The organism is Rhodococcus opacus (assembly GCF_012396235.1).
GTDB lineage: Bacteria > Actinomycetota > Actinomycetes > Mycobacteriales > Mycobacteriaceae > Rhodococcus_F > Rhodococcus_F opacus.
On the sequence record NZ_JAAXPA010000057.1, the window covers coordinates 1 to 16,043 of the forward strand.

18 protein-coding genes and 4 pseudogenes are annotated in these 16,043 nt (G+C 66.5%); 12 read left to right on the forward strand and 10 right to left on the reverse strand.

What is annotated here, in order from left to right; translation table 11 throughout:
* From HGB39_RS36980 to HGB39_RS36995, 4 genes and pseudogenes are all read left to right on the forward strand, one after another.
* A pseudogene (locus HGB39_RS36980) lies at positions 1-650 on the forward strand (serine/threonine-protein kinase); the annotation flags it as partial.
* A 535-nt stretch (positions 651-1,185) separates the two neighbouring features.
* Complete coding sequence (locus HGB39_RS36985) at positions 1,186-1,524, forward strand: hypothetical protein (RefSeq protein WP_064080861.1); 339 nt, start codon at positions 1,186-1,188, stop codon at positions 1,522-1,524.
* The gene (locus HGB39_RS36990; RefSeq protein WP_247607613.1) at positions 1,521-1,973 is read left to right on the forward strand and encodes a hypothetical protein; all 453 of its coding nucleotides are present in this window, start codon (positions 1,521-1,523) and stop codon (positions 1,971-1,973) included. The genes HGB39_RS36985 and HGB39_RS36990 overlap by 4 nt, the downstream gene beginning before the upstream one ends.
* A 307-nt stretch (positions 1,974-2,280) precedes the next feature.
* Positions 2,281-2,493 (forward strand): hypothetical protein, encoded by a 213-nt coding sequence (locus tag HGB39_RS36995; protein WP_064080862.1) that lies wholly within the window; start codon positions 2,281-2,283, stop codon positions 2,491-2,493.
* Here HGB39_RS36995 and HGB39_RS37000 read toward each other — a convergent pair.
* The 3 genes and pseudogenes from HGB39_RS37000 to HGB39_RS39385 all read right to left on the reverse strand — a co-directional run.
* Positions 2,480-2,785 (reverse strand): helix-turn-helix domain-containing protein, encoded by a 306-nt coding sequence (locus HGB39_RS37000; protein WP_061043273.1) that lies wholly within the window; start codon positions 2,783-2,785, stop codon positions 2,480-2,482. The genes HGB39_RS36995 and HGB39_RS37000 overlap by 14 nt on opposite strands.
* Positions 2,782-3,099: a type II toxin-antitoxin system RelE/ParE family toxin gene (locus HGB39_RS37005; protein ID WP_064080863.1), complete on the reverse strand. Its 318-nt coding sequence runs from the start codon at positions 3,097-3,099 to the stop codon at positions 2,782-2,784. Before HGB39_RS37005 ends, HGB39_RS37000 begins: the two co-directional genes overlap by 4 nt.
* Before the next feature lie 253 nt (positions 3,100-3,352).
* Positions 3,353-3,741: pseudogene (locus tag HGB39_RS39385) on the reverse strand (ExeA family protein); the annotation flags it as partial.
* A gap of 120 nt (positions 3,742-3,861) precedes the next feature.
* Here HGB39_RS39385 and HGB39_RS37015 point away from each other — a divergent pair.
* Positions 3,862-5,130 (forward strand): site-specific integrase, encoded by a 1,269-nt coding sequence (locus tag HGB39_RS37015; protein ID WP_248949991.1) that lies wholly within the window; start codon positions 3,862-3,864, stop codon positions 5,128-5,130.
* A gap of 146 nt (positions 5,131-5,276) precedes the next feature.
* Here HGB39_RS37015 and HGB39_RS37020 read toward each other — a convergent pair whose 3' ends face one another.
* From HGB39_RS37020 to HGB39_RS37030, 3 genes are read right to left on the reverse strand one after another with little or no spacing between them, the layout of a single operon-like run.
* Positions 5,277-6,266 (reverse strand): tyrosine-type recombinase/integrase, encoded by a 990-nt coding sequence (locus HGB39_RS37020; RefSeq protein WP_064080864.1) that lies wholly within the window; start codon positions 6,264-6,266, stop codon positions 5,277-5,279.
* A complete protein-coding gene (locus HGB39_RS37025; protein ID WP_064080865.1) occupies positions 6,266-7,180 on the reverse strand; it encodes a tyrosine-type recombinase/integrase in 915 nt (304 codons plus the stop codon). Before HGB39_RS37025 ends, HGB39_RS37020 begins: the two co-directional genes overlap by 1 nt.
* Positions 7,180-8,226 (reverse strand): tyrosine-type recombinase/integrase, encoded by a 1,047-nt coding sequence (locus HGB39_RS37030; protein ID WP_162276258.1) that lies wholly within the window; start codon positions 8,224-8,226, stop codon positions 7,180-7,182. Before HGB39_RS37030 ends, HGB39_RS37025 begins: the two co-directional genes overlap by 1 nt.
* An 829-nt stretch (positions 8,227-9,055) precedes the next feature.
* Here HGB39_RS37030 and HGB39_RS37035 point away from each other — a divergent pair.
* Complete coding sequence (locus HGB39_RS37035) at positions 9,056-9,763, forward strand: hypothetical protein (protein ID WP_064080866.1); 708 nt, start codon at positions 9,056-9,058, stop codon at positions 9,761-9,763.
* A 193-nt stretch (positions 9,764-9,956) separates the two neighbouring features.
* Here the strand turns inward: HGB39_RS37035 and HGB39_RS37040 are convergent, their stop codons facing one another.
* Positions 9,957-10,607, reverse strand: a complete 651-nt coding sequence (locus tag HGB39_RS37040; protein WP_210753224.1) for a hypothetical protein — start codon at positions 10,605-10,607, stop codon at positions 9,957-9,959.
* A 150-nt stretch (positions 10,608-10,757) separates the two neighbouring features.
* Between HGB39_RS37040 and HGB39_RS37045 the strand changes: the two genes are divergently transcribed.
* Positions 10,758-11,054 (forward strand): hypothetical protein, encoded by a 297-nt coding sequence (locus tag HGB39_RS37045; protein ID WP_247607614.1) that lies wholly within the window; start codon positions 10,758-10,760, stop codon positions 11,052-11,054.
* Between the two features lie 161 nt (positions 11,055-11,215).
* Here the strand turns inward: HGB39_RS37045 and HGB39_RS37050 are convergent, their stop codons facing one another.
* Positions 11,216-11,791, reverse strand: a complete 576-nt coding sequence (locus HGB39_RS37050; RefSeq protein WP_064080868.1) for a hypothetical protein — start codon at positions 11,789-11,791, stop codon at positions 11,216-11,218.
* 219 nt (positions 11,792-12,010) lie between these two features.
* On the opposite strand from HGB39_RS37050, the gene HGB39_RS37055 reads away from it, so the two are divergent.
* The 4 genes and pseudogenes from HGB39_RS37055 to HGB39_RS37065 all read left to right on the forward strand — a co-directional run bounded on the left by HGB39_RS37055 (position 12,011) and on the right by HGB39_RS37065 (position 14,023).
* Complete coding sequence (locus tag HGB39_RS37055; protein WP_247607615.1) at positions 12,011-12,313, forward strand: hypothetical protein; 303 nt, start codon at positions 12,011-12,013, stop codon at positions 12,311-12,313.
* 448 nt (positions 12,314-12,761) lie between these two features.
* Positions 12,762-13,061 (forward strand): annotated as a pseudogene (locus HGB39_RS38295) (ArsR/SmtB family transcription factor); the annotation flags it as partial.
* A gap of 18 nt (positions 13,062-13,079) precedes the next feature.
* Entirely contained in the window at positions 13,080-13,565 is a 486-nt protein-coding gene (locus HGB39_RS38300) for an SRPBCC family protein (RefSeq protein ID WP_064080872.1), read from the forward strand.
* On the forward strand, positions 13,565-14,023 hold the full coding sequence (locus tag HGB39_RS37065; RefSeq protein ID WP_064080869.1) for an SRPBCC family protein: 459 nt from the start codon (positions 13,565-13,567) through the stop codon (positions 14,021-14,023). Before HGB39_RS38300 ends, HGB39_RS37065 begins: the two co-directional genes overlap by 1 nt.
* A 41-nt stretch (positions 14,024-14,064) precedes the next feature.
* Here HGB39_RS37065 and HGB39_RS37070 read toward each other — a convergent pair.
* Positions 14,065-14,376, reverse strand: a pseudogene (locus HGB39_RS37070) (integrase core domain-containing protein); the annotation flags it as partial.
* 65 nt (positions 14,377-14,441) lie between these two features.
* Between HGB39_RS37070 and HGB39_RS37075 the strand changes: the two are divergent.
* Positions 14,442-15,854 carry an IS30 family transposase gene (locus HGB39_RS37075; protein ID WP_376744854.1) on the forward strand — a complete coding sequence of 471 codons (1,413 nt, stop codon included), beginning with the start codon at positions 14,442-14,444 and terminating at the stop codon, positions 15,852-15,854.
* On the opposite strand, the gene HGB39_RS39390 is transcribed toward HGB39_RS37075, so the two are convergent.
* The coding region (locus HGB39_RS39390; protein WP_247607616.1) for a DDE-type integrase/transposase/recombinase at positions 15,751-16,043 on the reverse strand (293 nt) is incomplete at its 5' end. The genes HGB39_RS37075 and HGB39_RS39390 overlap by 104 nt on opposite strands.

Here is a 16,043-nt window from a genome sequence, read left to right on the forward strand (position 1 = left end):
TGGACATCATGCTGATCACCTACGGAACCGGGGCACGGATAAAGGCGCTACGCGGCGACATCGACGCCGCCGCACGACGCCTCGACGAGGGAGCCGGAATTTCCGCGACGCTTTCACTCCCGCGCCTTGCAGCGCGGATCGAGAACGAACGAATTCGGTGTGGCCTTGTCGATGCCTCCGGCAGTTTCGCCGTGCGAACCCGCAGCGAATCCGCCGATGCCGAATCTCTCGAGCACACCCCGCAACACGATGGCATCGTCGTGATCACCGAGGAACTTCGAGAAGACTCCTCGATACGTCTACTGCTTCACGACGGATCCCCGCAACAGGTGGCTCTCGCGTGTACCCGCGCGACGGCACACGCGCAGCGAATCCCGCACGAACGGCATAGAGCGCATCTCCAAGCCCAAATGCTGCTCGCTTCCTGCCTTTTCGCGGCGGGGCGAGTCGATTCAGCCAAGGAAGTCGTTGCACCTGCGGTGAGCAAATCCGCCGAACTTGGGCTCAAACAGTTTCTCATTGAAGGCGGACCACAGATGCCCGCACTCGCAAGGAACCTACTGACGGACAAAGAGCGCAACCCGTCGGCATGGCCCCAACTCGACACCGCATTTCTATCGGAAGTGTCCAACCGGTCATCAATCGGATGACCGCCCATGCTTAGACCGTATGTGGTGACTACTCGCAGACTGGAGTAGTTGCTGGTCGGGACCTCGCTCACGCAACCTCATGGGTTACCGAGCGTCGTTTATGCGCTCGGCCTTTCCGGCAAGTGTGAGGAGGCCCCGGTGTTTTGTGAGCGTACGAGTGGTGGGTTGGATGTGCATGCTCGGTGATCACCATCGCCGAGTCACCGGGCAACGCGGGTGGCTCGCCCAGGGCCACCGGACCGCGGCCGTCGAAGGTGGACGCTCTCGGGGAGTGTCGGGCATTTATGTCCGAGTCCGCACTTTTTCTCTGGGAATTTCGGAGCGGTTGGGGAGTGGCTGCCCTCGTCCGACAGGTGACGCTATCGGGGGTGATCGCGGTAGCGCGGATGGTGCTGTGAGCCCGTGTTCGTTTGGGCGGATGGGGGTCGGGTCGTCGCTGCGTGAGCGTGGGGTGACCTGCGTAAACGGTGGCCGGACCCCTACACTGTGGCACCGACCGCAGCGGTAGTTGGCCTGAGCAATGAGGGAGCGAGAGATGACCGTCGTCAACATGAAGGTCACCCGACAGAAGCTCATGCAGACCGCCATCCTGAACAAGGTCGAGCGCGAGCATCTGCCCCTCGACACCGTCCGCGTACGCCGCAGTCTCCAGAGTGTCCGCGAGCATGTCAGTCGCAGCCCGTACTTCACCGACTTCCTGGATCGGTGGGAACGAATCGTCGAGGACAACGACGTCGAGACCCTTCGTCGGATCGTCGAGTCGGACGACGAGACCGGGAACGAGATGCGCAACCTGTCCCCGCTGCACGTACTGCTGACCGAGGATGAACGAATGAAGGTCCTCGATGATCTGCGTGACGTCGTCCTGAAGTGAACCGCGAGGAGCTCGAGCAGGTCATCAAGGCAGCCTGCGCGAACTTCGACGAGGTTCAGGTGATTGTCTTCGGCTCCCAGTCGATTCTCGGGACCTACGACGAACGAGTGTTGCCGGAGTACGCGACTTTGTCGCGTGAGGTCGATGTGTTTCCGCGGAGCGGCATCGATGCTCCGGCGTCGCCGGCAGTGGTGGAGAAGATCCTCATCCTCAACGGACGGTTTGGTGAAGGCTCACCGTTTCATGAGTCTTTCGGCGTGTACGTCGAGGGGATCCACAAGGACGTAGTGGTGCTGCCGAGGCAGTGGGACAACCGGTTGGTCGCAGTGAAGGTCGAGGACGGATCGGAATACGGGCGGACGGGCTTTTCGTCTCGATCCCGTCGACCTGTGTGCGTCCAAGGCCATCGCTGGTCGCGAGAAGGACCGCGTGTTCACCTACGACGCTGACAAGGACGTGGCACTCGGTCGCGCCCGGAACCAGCTCGCCGGCCCCGAGAAATTCGACGACGGCCGTGGCTGATCGGGACGAAGCCCCACCGGACCAAGCCTGGACGTAGGAGGTCGCCGCGAACCCTGCCACCGTGGTCGTGGTCGTCGGGGTCCGAGGCTATTGACGGAAGTGCCAGGTCCAAGCGATGATTTGGGTATCCCACCTGCGGTGGGGTGAGGGCCTGTCCCTCTGTTGGAGATCACTCATTGGGCAGCACCACAACGGTCGCTGTCGTCGCGTGTCCGCCAACAGAAAGGGGTTCACATGGCCCAACCCGAAATTCTCGTCTCGATCGCCTTGGTGATTGCCGCCTGCTTCGTCTTCTTCGTGACGGCCTGCCTGGTCACCGCCGTCCTCATCGTTATCCTCACCGGCAGCACCGCCGGTCTCCGCGACTTTGCGAAGGTGATCGTCGGTCGTGTCCGAGCCTCACGGACCGAGTGGTCCTGGCGGCGTGCCGTGGTCAGTGGCCGGTGAGGGTGCGGTCGGTGTCGATGTGGACGTCGAGGTGGACGCCGACCTTGCTGCCGAGGTTGACCAGGGCGTCGAGGGAGAACTTGCTCAGTTTGCCGCGGTGCAGGTCCGAGATCCGCGGTTGGGTGACGCCGAGGTTGTCGGCGGCCACGGCCTGGGACCAGCCGAAACGGTCGATCTGTGCGCGTATCGCGGTCATCAGGTCGGCGCGCAACTGCCGGTTGTAGGCCTCGCCGGGGGTGTCACTGATCGCCTCCCACACGGAGGTGGTTTCGGTGATGTCTTTGTCGGTCATGATCTCTCCTGTGCGTACGCCTGGGCTGCCTTGTAGCGGCGTCGGCCGAGGTCGATGTCTGCGTTCGAGGTCTTCTGTGTCTTTTTGTGGAAGCAGTGCAGCACGTAGATCGCCTCGCCGAACTGGGCGACGTAGAACGTTCGGAAGGCGCCGTCCGGAGTGCGGACCCGGATCTCGCGGCATCCGGGCCCGACATCCTTCATCGGTTTCCAGTCGTCCGGATCGAGCCCCTGTTGGGCCCGGCCGAGTTGGTAGCCGAGATCGTCCTGTGCGGCGGCGGGCAGATCGCGCAGGTCGTCGAGTGCGCTACCCACCTATCGGATCGGTTTCTCGTCACCTCGGTCCACCTCCCCAGGTTATATCAGTACGAATATATGCTGTTGTGTGAGGTGGAGGCCCGAAGGTGTTGCGCGTCGTTGAAGGTGACGACGACGGCGTCATTGAGGTTGACGACGATGCGGTGCGAGAACGGCCCCGCTCGGGGGCGGTGAGCGGGGCCGTGGTGGGCGTGGTGACGGGGTGGTCGTCAGGTTGACGCGGTGGTGGTCGGGTTGATGGGGGTCGGGTTCAGTCCGCGGCGATCTCGCTGATGGCGATGCGGGCGGCCTTCTCGTCGACGATGGCGTGGTCGGCGGCGAAGGCGGCGGTAAGCGCGTGCAATGCGAGGATGTTCACCGCGCGCGGGTGTCCGCGTGAGGCGCCCACGGATGAGCCCGATCGCGTGGTTGGAGAACAGGTCGTTGGAGAACAGGGTGTCGTCGCGGCCGGCGATGCGACAGTGGTGACGGATGTAGTCGGCGGTGTCGGCTGCGCTCATCCGGGCGAACGTGTAGCGCACGGCGATGCGCTGGTCCAGCGCGGCGAGCACACCGAGGCGGAGGCGGTGCCGCAGGGTAGGTTGGCCGACCAGCACGACCGCGAACGGGGAACGAAGAGTCCATCTCGTGGTTGGTCAGCTATTCCGAATTCCTATCTGGGGTTCCGTGACCACCGTCCGCAACGAATGGTGAGAGTTCTGTGCGACGGTCGGCGTGTCTGTCGCGGACGTTCTATCCGGGGTGGTTACGCTGCGGGGTGTGACGACGATCACAGGAACGGTCGGGGCGTGTTGTCGGGTGCAGCGGCTGGTTCTGCCCGAGGGCGGGGGCCACACCTGGACGGTGCTCGGCTCGGATCATCGCCCGGTGGTCCCGGCGGAGGAGTATCTGGAATATCTTCGGGCCCAGCAGGTGTCGCCGAATACGGTGAAGTCCTATGCGCGGGCGTTGGCGTTGTGGTGGCAGTTCCTGGAGCTGTTCGGGCTGGTCTGGGATGCGGTGACGTTGGAGAACTTCGGTGCGTTTCTGACGTGGTTGCGCGTCGGGGACGAGCCGGGGGTGGTGTCGATCGAGCGCCGTGGTGCCCGATTCGCCGAGTCGACGATCTCCGCGCGGCTGGGTGCGGTGCTGTCCTGCTACGACTATCACGTGCTCAACGGCGTGGACGTCGGCCGGGACCTGCATCGGATCACCCATCGCGGCGGCGGCCGGTATAAGCCGCTGCTCGAGCACGTCGCGCGGCGCAAGGGTCGTCGCCAGGCGGTGATCCGGGTGCGCCGCCCGGGCCGGGCGGCGCCACCGATCTTGACGCCCGGGCAGATCGAGTGGATCTGTGAGGCGTGCGCGAGTTGGGATCCCGACACGCGGGAGTGGCGTGGGTCGGTGCGCAACCGGCTGCTGTGGATGTTGTTGGCGGAGACGGGCGTTCGGCTGGGTGAGGCGCTCGGGTTGCAGCATCGCGATTGGCACACCGGGTGCGGTGACACCCCGTACGTCGAGGTCGCCGCCCGAGACCACCCGCACGGGGTGCGGGCCAAGAGCGGCTACCGGCGGGTGTATGTCTCCGACGAGCTGGACCGCCTCTACGGCGAGTACGTCTGGCGGTTGTGCGAGGTCGGCGCCGACCTGGCGACCGACGACTTCGACGGCACCTGCGTGTTCGTCAACCTCGACCGGGAACCGCGGTTCGCGCCGTGGCGACCGGAGTCCGTCTACGACCTGGTGGACCGATCCGCCAACGCGTCCAACAATTTCGGTCCCAACATCAGAACACTCCGCCACCGGCAGCAGCGGCCCCGACCCGAGACGGAACTCCGAGCAGCGTCGTCCGCACCCTCACCGCCCAGCTCACCGAACTCAAACGGCGTCACCGTGACGAGATCAGCGCGCTCACACAAGCGCTCGAGGCCGCACACGGCGAGAATCTCGAACTACGTCGCCGCCTCGGCGCCCAGCGAGCCCCCCACGACACCAAGGCACCCTGACGCTCCTCTTGCAGACGCGTACGCAAACGATCTACCTGCGTAAACACGCAAACTCACGCTCATTACCCCAGATAAGAATTCGGAATAGCTGACCTTATGCCGAGGTAGTGATTATCCCGAGCCCACGCCGTCCCGGACACGATCTGCGCAGCTCGGACGGCATCGCCAGAGATGAGGCACTCGACATAATTACAGGTCTTCGAGGAAGGCGAGCAGCTTGTCGGGTGGTCGGTATCGTCCGGGTTTGGTGTTCGGTGGGGTGGTTCGGTCGAGGGCTTGTTGTTTGAGTGCGAGGTCGGCGTGCAAGTAAGGCTGCGTCGACCGGGGGCTCTCGTGGCCGAGGTACAACGCGATCACCGAGGTGTCCACACCGCCTTGGAGCAGCCGCATCGCCGCGGTGTGCCGCAATGTGTGGGGCGTGATATTTTTGCTACGCAACGATTTACAGGACTCTGCGGCAGTAGTGGCGTGTTTGGCGACGAGCCATTCGACCGCGTCGATGCTGAGGTGGCGGCCGCGCCGGGTCGGGAATAGCGGGTCGTCGGGTTCGCCGGCGTATTCGCGCAGCCAGGCCCGTAGTACCGCGATCGTCTGCGGGGTGAGCGGGGTGGTCCGCCTCTTGCGGCCTTTGCCTTGCACCTGCACATAGGCGCCGGTGCCGAGCCGCATGTCGGCGCCGGTGAGCGCGACGAGTTCGCCGACCCGGAGCCCGGTCTGCATGGTGAAGGTGAGCAGGGCGTGGTCACGTCGTCCGTACCAGGTCGACCTGTCGGGTGCGGCGAGGACGGCGTCGGTTTCGGTCGGGGTGAGGAAGGCGACGATGCCGCGCTCGTGGCGTTTGGCTGGTATGGCGAGCACCCGCGCGATCAGTCCGGCATGTTCGGGGTGCCGCAGCGCCGCGTACCGGAACAGCGACCGAATGGCGGCCAGGCGGGCGTTACGAGTACGGATACTGTTGTGCCGCTGCTGTTCCAGATGCGTCAGGAACTTGCTGACCAGCTCGGCGTCGAGGTCGTCGATGTCGAGCTGGGCAGGCGGTTTTCCGGTGCGCTCGTGAACGAAGCCGAGCAGCAGCCGCAGCGTGTCCCGATAGGCGGCGACGGTGCAGGGGCTGGCGTGCAGTTGGGTGAGCAGTCGTTCGGTGAAGAACGCTTCGACGAGTGGGGCGAGTGCGCTCATCACAGCACCTCCCGGGGTTGGTCCAGGCGCTCGGCGGCCAACGCCAGCAACTCGGGCGCGGCTTGGAGGTACCAGTACGTGGAACTTGGGTGGCTGTGGCCGAGGTAGGCCGACAACAACGGTAGCCGGGCCTGCACGCCGCCGCCGTCGCGGTACCAGCGCAGGAGGGTCGCGACCGCGAACGAATGCCTCAGGCCGTGGATCCGTGGTCGGGCCGGCGCGCCGATCCCGGCGGTGGTCACTAGGGTTCGGAATGTGGTGTTGACGTTGTGGTAGATGAGCCGCGTTCCGGCCGTGGAGACGAACAAGCTCTCCGATTTCGGTCGCGGCGCCAGCCGGTCCCGCTCGTGGCGATATTCGTCGAGTGCAACGATTGTTGTGGCGTGCAATGGGAGCCGCCGGGACTTGCCGACTTTGGTGTCGTGAACGGTGAGTAGTCCGAGGTCGAGGTCGAGGTCGGCGTCGTCGAGGCGGATCGCTTCTCCCACCCGGATGCCGGTGGCGGCGAGCAGCCCGAACAGTGCGTGGTAGGTCGTGGCGCGTAGCGGCGACCGGATCACGTCGGTGGCCGCGAGTAGGGCCGCGATGTCCGGGGGCGTGAACAGATACGGGGTGGGTCGGCGGTGACGATGCGGCAGCAGATCGGCGGGTGGGACCTCGACGGCAGGGTCGACGGCATGCAGGTATCGGGCGAATCCCCGTACCGCGCACAGCCGCGCGCTCCACTGAACCGGTTGCGCGGCGGCCGGTCTGGTCGCCCATTCCACTGCAACCTCGATGGTGATCGTGGAGGCGCCGATGCTGTCGAGATGGTCGGCGAAATCGTTCAGCAGCCGATCATGCTTGGCCAACTTGAACCCCAGGGCCCGACGGAGTGTGAGGTACTCGTCGATCGCGGAGCGGATCGTGGTCATCACGCACCTCCTGACCAGGGCATGATCACGGCGGACAGTTCGGCGGCGCTGATCGAGCCGTAGCCTGCGGTGGTAACCGGGGAGGCATGGCGAAGGACCTGCCCGATCTCGAACAAGGGAGCACCGGCTCGACGTAGCGCGTCGGCGGCTGCGTGTCGCAGACGGTGCGCCCCGACACGGGGCAGACCGGCCCGCTCACACGCGCGGGTCACTATGTGCCCCACGGCGCTCGACGACAGCGCACGGTAAGGGGCCCTTGCGTGTAGGAACAGGCCGCGGTCGCCGTCGCGGCGACGGCCTCGGCGGCAGTAGTCCGCGATAGCCTGCCCCACATCATTTGGCAGCGGTAGCCGCTCGTAGCGATTCCCTTTGCCGCGCAGCTGGATTTCACCCGTCCGCCAATCGACGTCATCAACGGTGAGCGCTGCGACCTCGCCGGTCCGCAACCCCAGCCGTGTCAACAGCAGCAGTATCGCGTGGTCGCGACGGCCGGTGGCAGTGCGACGATCACAGCTGCCCAGCAACCGCGCGACGTCGCCGGCACCGACGATCGGTGGCAGCGGCCGATGCCGCCAGCCCGCGACGGCGGGTACCGCGTCGGCCAACGGATCGTCCAGATAGCCGCGCACGTGGAGGAACCGCAGCAGTGCCCGTAATGCGGTCACCGTGTTCTTCACCGATCCGGTGCTGCGCCGGGCGGACACGGCGATCACGAAGGACCGGATCGCCGATGCCGTCACCTGCGGGAGCGCGGCATCGTACGTACTCGCTGGTACCGAGATCAGGAACCGTTTCGCGGTGCTCCGGTAGTACCGGACGGTTCCTTCGGCGAGGCCACGCTCGTCGGTCAGGAACGTTGCGTACTCGTCCAGGAGGACGTCGACCCGATCCTCGGAAGGTGGTGGCACCAGGTCGGGAATCGCGTGCTGCACACGCAGATAGCTCACCAGCACCGGCAGCCCCCTCGGCGCCCGCCGCCGCCTCGGGCCGCTCGTGCGCCATTGCCGCACGAACAGGTCCAGCTCGTCAGCCGTCAATCCGGCCATGTCCAATCCGCGAGCTACCAACCACCGACTCAAACCCGCCATCGCTTGTAGGGCGAATACCACCGACCAGGGCGCATACCCACGTCGCTGCATCTCCGAACGGAAACCATCCGCGTACGGTTCCAGCGGGCCGTTCACCCGCACTCGCTTCGGCATAGTCATCTCGATTACCTCCTTCGCCGAAGCGGACGCTTCGGCGAAGAAAAGCATCGAACCGACCGGCGAATTATGTCGAGTGCCTCATCCCTGGCGATGCTGTCCGAGCTGCGCAGATCGTGTCCGGGACGGCGTGGGCTCGGGATAATCACTACCTCGGCATAAGGTGAGCAGGCGGATCGCTTCGAGCTGGTGGTTTCCGATGCGTTGCTGCTTCTGGTTCATGAGCTGAAGTCGAGAGCTCTTCCGCAGCAAGGTAATGCACGACAGCGAGGCGTCTCTGTCGACTGCCGCTCGATTGGTCACGGACGTGGTCTCGATCGCAGAGTTCGTCGGTGCGGCGCGGGCGATCCTGGTCCCGACGAGGCGGAGGCGCTCAAGGCCGTTCTGGCGGGCGTGGGCCCCGGCACGCCCCCAGCGGCGTGCCCGTCCGGTTCCTGATCCGGCCCCGATCCGGTCATGATCGGGACTACGGGAGCAGGCAGGACCTGGACCGCCGGGAACCGGCACGGCGGTATCAGCGGCATGGTGGAGATGCTGCCGTGGCCTGCGTGCGTGATGCGGGGGTGTGGTCCTGGCTGCTCGGTGGGGTGCGGTGATCGTTCAATCAGCGGCACGAGCGGATAGTTGCAGACGCGGAAGCTTCCCGATCGGTGAAGCAGAATGGGATGCCATGGACGATGTGGAGTTGGTCGAGCAGGTGCGGCGGCGTTGGGAGCGGGGTGTCCCGCCGAAGGTGATCGCGCGTGCTCTGGGCGTGCGGCCGTCGGTGGTGGCGCCGTTGGTGCGACGAATCGCTGCCGAGGCCGACGCGTCCCGAGGATTGGGGCGGGTGCTGGGGTGCTGGGTCAATTGTGGCTGGAGTGTCGGGCTGGGCCTCGAGGGTCATCCGGAGTGGGCGGAACTGGATGCTCCCGCCGGTGAGGCCGAAGGCTTCGCGCAGGTGTTGGTGGCACGAGAGGGACGGCGTGGTCGGGCGACGCTGCGGGGCTACCTGGCCGACGTGCACTGCCTGGGGGTGAAGAACACCCGTGACCCCGAAACCATGGACGCGGGCAGGATCCCCACCGCCGTCCGCAGGTACTACGCGGCGTTCGACCGTCCTGCGGTGGAGATTCCGATCGAACTCGGCCGTGAACTGATCCTGGGGGCGGCGGCGTATGCGCGTGGGCTCGGTTTCGAGCCTGCGGACGCGTTCGATGGTGATGCCGCCGCGTTCCTGGGTGAGTGGGACGGGCCGGGGCGGATCGAGTTCGGGAGGGACGGTCAGCCGTTCTACCTCAACGGGCCCTACGACAATCCGGCTGCTGTCATTCGGACCCTCGAGCGGTCCGTGGGTGCGGGGAACTTCCACTTCTCGGTGGCCGCGGGACCGATGTGACCGCCACGGACAAACCCGACGTCGAGGGGAACGCCCGACTCCATGGGGTCGTAAGCCAAGCACCAGTAAACGCCGCTCTCTGTGCTTGCGTCGATCTCCGTAGTCTGTCGATTGCCTAGTTGTGCGGTGGCTCGACTCGTCTCCCATGTGATCGTTTCTGCGACACGAATGCACCCCGAGACTGCCACGGTGGTCATGGTGGGTCGTCGGGGACCGCCCAGAGACCCGAGCTGGACCGTCGGCCGGTGTCGGGGATCAGTGCCCGGAGCCGGGCGGCGTCGTCGCGCAGTGCCTTCTGCAGGTGGGGTCGGACGTCCTCGGCGACATCCGGTGGCAGTGGGCAGCCGTGGTGTACGAGGGCGGCGGTGTTCTCGATGAGCCGGACCGCGCGCGCGACGAGCGGCTGCGGCACCCGGACGGTGGGGAGGTCGCCGTCGTGGTCTCGGATCAGGACGCCGAGCGTGGAGATCAGTGCCATCGCCGGTGCCGGCTCGTGGGGATCCTTGTCGGCGCCGGTGAGGGCGGCGACTTCGACGAGGGCGGCGATTGTCGCACCGAGGGTGGGCAGGGGCATGGCGATGGTGCGGGGCAGTGTCAGCAGGTCGGCGCCGGGTGCCTCGTCTTTGATGCTCAGGGCCAGTTCACGGGCGAGGGTGCGCAGGGTGTCGTGGTCGAAGTACCGGCGGGCGGTGCGTTCGGTGATGCGCATCTGCTCTGCCACGGCGGCGACTCGTTCGGTGAGCAGGTCTTCGAGTCGGTCGGTGGGGACGGTCAAACCGATGCGTGCCAGCTCCTCACCGAGGGTGGACGCCGTCGTACTCACCCACGATGATGGTCGCGGCATCGGGGCCTCCTGATCTGAGCGTTCCACCACACCTGGTCTGTCTACCAGTTCGCCCGCGGTGGCGGCGGGTGACGGGAAACGCCAGGCCCCGGACCCGGACCCCGCGGTCCGCTCCAGCGCGACGTGAGGGGGTGCGGCTCCGACTGGCCGATGACGGCGTCGTACAACCTCGTCGCCGAGCTGGACGCGACGTTCGGCGAGGAGAACGTCGACGCGCTGCTCGGCCCGATCGCGGAGTACAGCGGCGGGGCCGCGCGCTCGGAACTCGGCCACGCCGAGGTCGTGTTCACCATCCCCGCCGAATCGGTGCGGCAGGCCACCTCGACGGCCCTGGCAGTTCTGGGGACCTACCCGTGGTCGTTGCGGTCGCTGCGGGTGCTGACCTCCGCCGATTTCGACCGCCTCACCGACGCGATGGACCTCCCGCCGCTGGTGTCGGTGCAGTAGGCCGCCGACGGGCTGGGGATGACCCGGCAGGGCGTGCTGAAGGCCATCAAGGGCAAGGTGCTGCCGGCCACCCGTGTGGGCGGTACCTGGGTGCTTCAGCGGTTCGTGGTTGAGGGCGCCCGCGCCCGCCGCGGCGCATAGCCACCGACAGCTGCCGTCTCTCAGGTAGCGAGTTCGGCTCGTGCAGCTGTGAGGGTGGCTGCGCATTTTTCGTCGTGGGGATCGAACAGCAGATCCCAGCGCGTGAGCTCGCAGTTTTGTTTCGTGGTTGTCGGGATCGTGTACTCGTGACGTTCGGCGGGGGTGGGTGCCCGCCACCCGTCCCTGTTGTACGTGGTGGCGATGCGTTCATCTGTCGTGAAGGTAATGACGAGTTGGCCGGCCTCGGCGGCAATGGTCAGTAGTTCGAGCCGTAGCCGGCGGCCGGCCGGCGGCCGCTGGGGTGTGATTGCGGGCCATCGGAAGTGGTTGTGGAAGGTCACTGCGCCGCCCCGGCGGACGTAGACGGTGAGCGCCGCCCCGACTGTGCTGGCGGGGTTCGTCAGCCACATCACCCGAAACCGGTGCCGCCACCGGGTGACGGGGTAGGCGCGGGATCGAGTCGCCAGTGCCAGACCGTAGACGGCGTACACGAATATCCCGACCAGCATGAGTGCGATCGCCATGAGCAGGACCATGAGGACGTCATCGAGCGCGCCGGTGACGAGTGCCGCCGCGAATACTGCGGCTGGGAGCATTGTCAGTGCCAGAGCCTCCCACCAGCGAGCCTGGTGCGGGCGCCTGAAGTGGCCGAGCTGCAGACGCGCCGCGGCGCGAACTCCGGGGGCCGAGCGGCGGGTTCGCAGTCCTCCAGCGGTTAATGCCGTCGAAGAAGCCAGTGGTGGTGCACTCGCCTTCAGGTGTGCGCATCGGTCACCGCGAATTCCTACAATTGAACTGGCAGATGACACGTCCCCGTGACGGCCGAAGGGTCACGCCCGCAACGCGATACTGTCCACACCACGTCAGTCAGCTCAGACAATGGGGGAGATGCCATAACCGGCGCAGCAACCACGCCGCCGCTCGGCAAGATCGTGGCCCGCGTCGCGTACCCCACCAGCCCGGTGGTGCTGGTGGAGGAGGAACTTGCTCTGGCCGCCCCGGCGCGGGCCTACGGTGAGTGGCTCGATGCGCTCGGCCTGCCGGACCTGGCGGAGAAGGCGCGCATGCTTCTGCCGGAGACAGCCGACGGGCCGCGCCGCGGCCGCCACCGCCCCTGATTCCGGGCCCGGCGCGTAGCGACCATTTCGGCTCGGTTCCCGGGCGCCAGCACCTGGGGGTGAGGGTGCGGGGTATGACATTGCGGCTGCCGACCACCCTTGCGACGGACTCGGACGCTGCGGCGGTCGCGGCGCTGAACCGGTGCTACGGCCGCCCGTCGTATCTAGGCGACGACGCCTACGTCGGCGCGCATTTCGCGTCACAGGCCCGGTCTCCGGTGCTCGACCAGGAGGTGACCACCCGGGAAAGGGCTGCAAATTTCGCTGGGCGTCATAGTAAGCGTGTTGTTGGGCTTCTTCTGAGGCTGCGGGCTGTGGGCCCCGCTGTGGCGCTGTGGTGATGGCCGGGCCGGCGCGGCGTCAGTCCAGCAGAAGGGCGATTTCCGGAGGGGTGGGGGTTGGGGACATCTCTTGACAACTATGCTCCGTAAGCGAAGACTTACCGTTCGTAGATACTTACCAAGCTGGAGACGAATGGGGTGCGCTCGCCGATCGCATGAGGCGCACGATCCTCGAGCGTCTGGCCGAGGGTCCGTGCGCGGTCGGTGAACTCGCCCGCGAGCTGCCGATCAGCCGACCGGCGGTTTCGCAACACCTGAAGGTGCTCAAGGACGCCGGGCTGGTTAGCGACCGGGCCGTCGGCACCCGCCGCATCTATCACCTCGACCCGGCCGGGATCAGCGTGCTGCGCACGCAGCTCGACCGGTTCTGGGCGCAGGCCCTGACCGCCTACAAGGACGCGGTCGAACAACCCGCAGGAGAGGTCATGACACAGACACACGCCGAACCGGTGCAGCAGCAGATCGTGGTGAACGCAGGGCTCGAGCGCGCGTTCGCGCTGTTCGTCGAGCGATTCGATGCCATCAAGCCGCGTGAGCACAACATCCTGGCGGTCCCGATCGCCGAGACCGTGTTCGAACCGAGGGTGGGCGGCCACATCTACGACCGCGGTGTGGACGGCACGCAATCCCGGTGGGCGCGGGTGCTGGCCTATGAGCCGCCGAACCGGGTGGTGTTCAGCTGGGACATCAACGGGCACTGGCAGATCGAGACCGACCCGGACAAGACCAGCGAGGTGGAGGTCCGGTTCATCGCCGAATCCGACGATCGCACCCGGGTCGAGCTCGAGCACCGCAACCTGCAGCGTCACGGCGAGGGTTGGGAAGCGGTCCGCGACGGTGTCGGACACGACGCCGGGTGGCCGCTCTACCTGCAGCGCTACATCGATGTCGTTGAGAAGGAGCAGTCCTGATGGCGCCGATCACGACCAGAATCGACGTCGACCGCCCACCGGCGCAGGTGTTCGCCTACGTCACCGACCCGACCCGCTTTGTCGAGTGGCAGACGGGTGTCGTCGGCGGCCACATGGACGGTGATGGGACCCCGCAGGTCGGCGAGAAATGCCGCACCACCCGCCGCATCGGGTTCGCCGAACGTTCGGTGACCGCCGAACTCACGCACATCGACCCACCCCGAACGTGGGGTGTGCACGGGGTCGACGGCCCGATCCGGGCGGTCGTAGATGTGACGGTCGATCCGCTCGACTCCGCACACCGCTCACAGGTGACAATCGCGGTCGACTTCGAAGGCCACGGGATCGGAAAGCTTCTCGTGCCCCTCGCCGTGCGCCCACAGGCCCGCAAGGAGATGCCACGCAACCTGGCCACGCTCAAGCAGCGCCTGGAAGCATCACCAGCACAGCCGAACTAGGCAGTGGACTGAATCGCCCTGGATCGAGTGGAGACTCCGGTTCAGGCCACCTCGGGGGTTGAGGCAGCCGGGGGACGCTGTTCACGATAGCGGGTCTCGTACCAGATCGGCGAGAGATAGTCGATCGACGAGTGCAACCGGTCCGCATTGAACCACCGCACCCACTCGGCGGTTTCCCTCTCCACCTCGGCCCGACCGCTCCACGACGCGGCACGGTCGATCAATTCGGTTTTGTAGAGACCGATCGTCGATTCCATCAACCCGTTGTCGAGGGCGTCCCCGACGCTGCCGATCGACCCGGCGATCCCCGAAGCGATCAATGCCTCGGTGAACGCCAGCGACGTATACTGGGCGGGCTCAACCGGTCGATGCAACACCTCGATCACGGAGGTGTGCGATGGGATGGGGCAACAAGCAGATGCCTGCGGCGCCGGTGGGTGCCAGGCGGCAGTGGGCGGCGGACAGGGCATTGCGACCTCCGATGCGGTCACCGGGCCGGCCGGAGCCCTCTCGCGCGGTGCAGCGGGACTTCTGGCGGCGGATCGCATCGGGAGTGACGACGGTCGAGGCCGCGGAGGCCGTCGGCGTGTCATGGCCGGTCGGGTGCCGTTGGTTCCGTCACGCTGGCGGCATGCCGCCGATCAGCCTGGACGAGCCCACGGGCCGCTACCTGTCGTTCGCCGAGCGTGAGGAGATCGCACTGTTACGCGCCCAGGATGTTGGCGTGCGCGACATCGCCCGCAGGATCGGACGTGACCCGGGAACGATCTCACGCGAACTGCGCCGCAACGCGGCGACCCGGGGCGGCAAGCCGGTCTACCGGGCCCTGGTGGCGCAGTGGAAAGCGCAACAGGCCGCGAAGCGCCCGAAGACGGCGAAGCTCGTGGGCAACGACGGGTTGCGAAAGTACGTGCAGGAGCGGCTCTCCGGCAGCGTCCGCCGACCCGACGGCACGATCGTCCGTGGGCCTGAGACGCCCGCGTGGAAGGGGCTGAACAAGCCGCATCGGCAGGACAGGCCATGGGCGACGGCGTGGAGCCCGGAACAGATCTCGCACCGGCTCAGGATCGACTTCCCTGATGATGAGTCCATGCGCATCAGCCACGAGGCGATCTACCAATCGTTGTTCATCGAGGGCCGTGGCGCGCTCAAACGGGAGTTGGTCGCGTGCCTGCGCACCGGGCGGGCGCTGCGGGTTCCCCGAGCGCGGTCGCAGAACAAGCCGCAAGGGCATGTCACCGAGGACGTCGTGCTCAGCGAACGCCCCGCCGAAGCCGCCGATCGCGCCGTCCCGGGGCACTGGGAGGGGGACCTGATCATCGGGACCGGCCGGTCCGCAATCGGCACGCTCGTCGAGCGCAGCAGCCGATCCACGATTCTCGTGCACCTGCCTCGGCTGGAGGGCTGGGGCGACAAGCCACCCGTGAAGAACGGTCCTTCCCTCGGCGGCTACGGCGCCGTCGCGATGAACGCCGCGCTGACGACATCGATGACCACCCTCCCCGAGCAGCTCCGCAAGACCCTCACCTGGGACCGCGGGAAGGAACTCTCCGGTCATGCCCAGTTCGCCCTCGATACCGGCACGAGAGTGTTCTTCGCCGACCCGCACTCGCCCTGGCAACGACCGACGAACGAGAACACGAACGGCCTGCTGCGCCAGTACTTCCCGAAGGGCACCGATCTGTCCAGGTGGTCCGCCGAGGACCTCGAAGCCGTCGCCCTGGCGATCAACAACCGGCCACGCAAGATCCACGACTGGCGAACCCCGGCCGAGGTCTTCGCCGAGCAGCTACGCTCACTGCAACAGCCAGGTGTTGCGACGACCGATTGAATCCGCCCTGGCTCCCCGCATCGCTGTGATGCACCAAACCCGTTGAGGTGAAACGGATGTCGGCTCTCCTGCGGGTGAACAACGCCTGCTCGAGCACTCCGGTGACCAACACGGTGGTCTTGGATGTCATCACCTGCCACCCGAGGATCCGGCGGGAGAACACGTCGACACAGAACGCCGTGTACACGA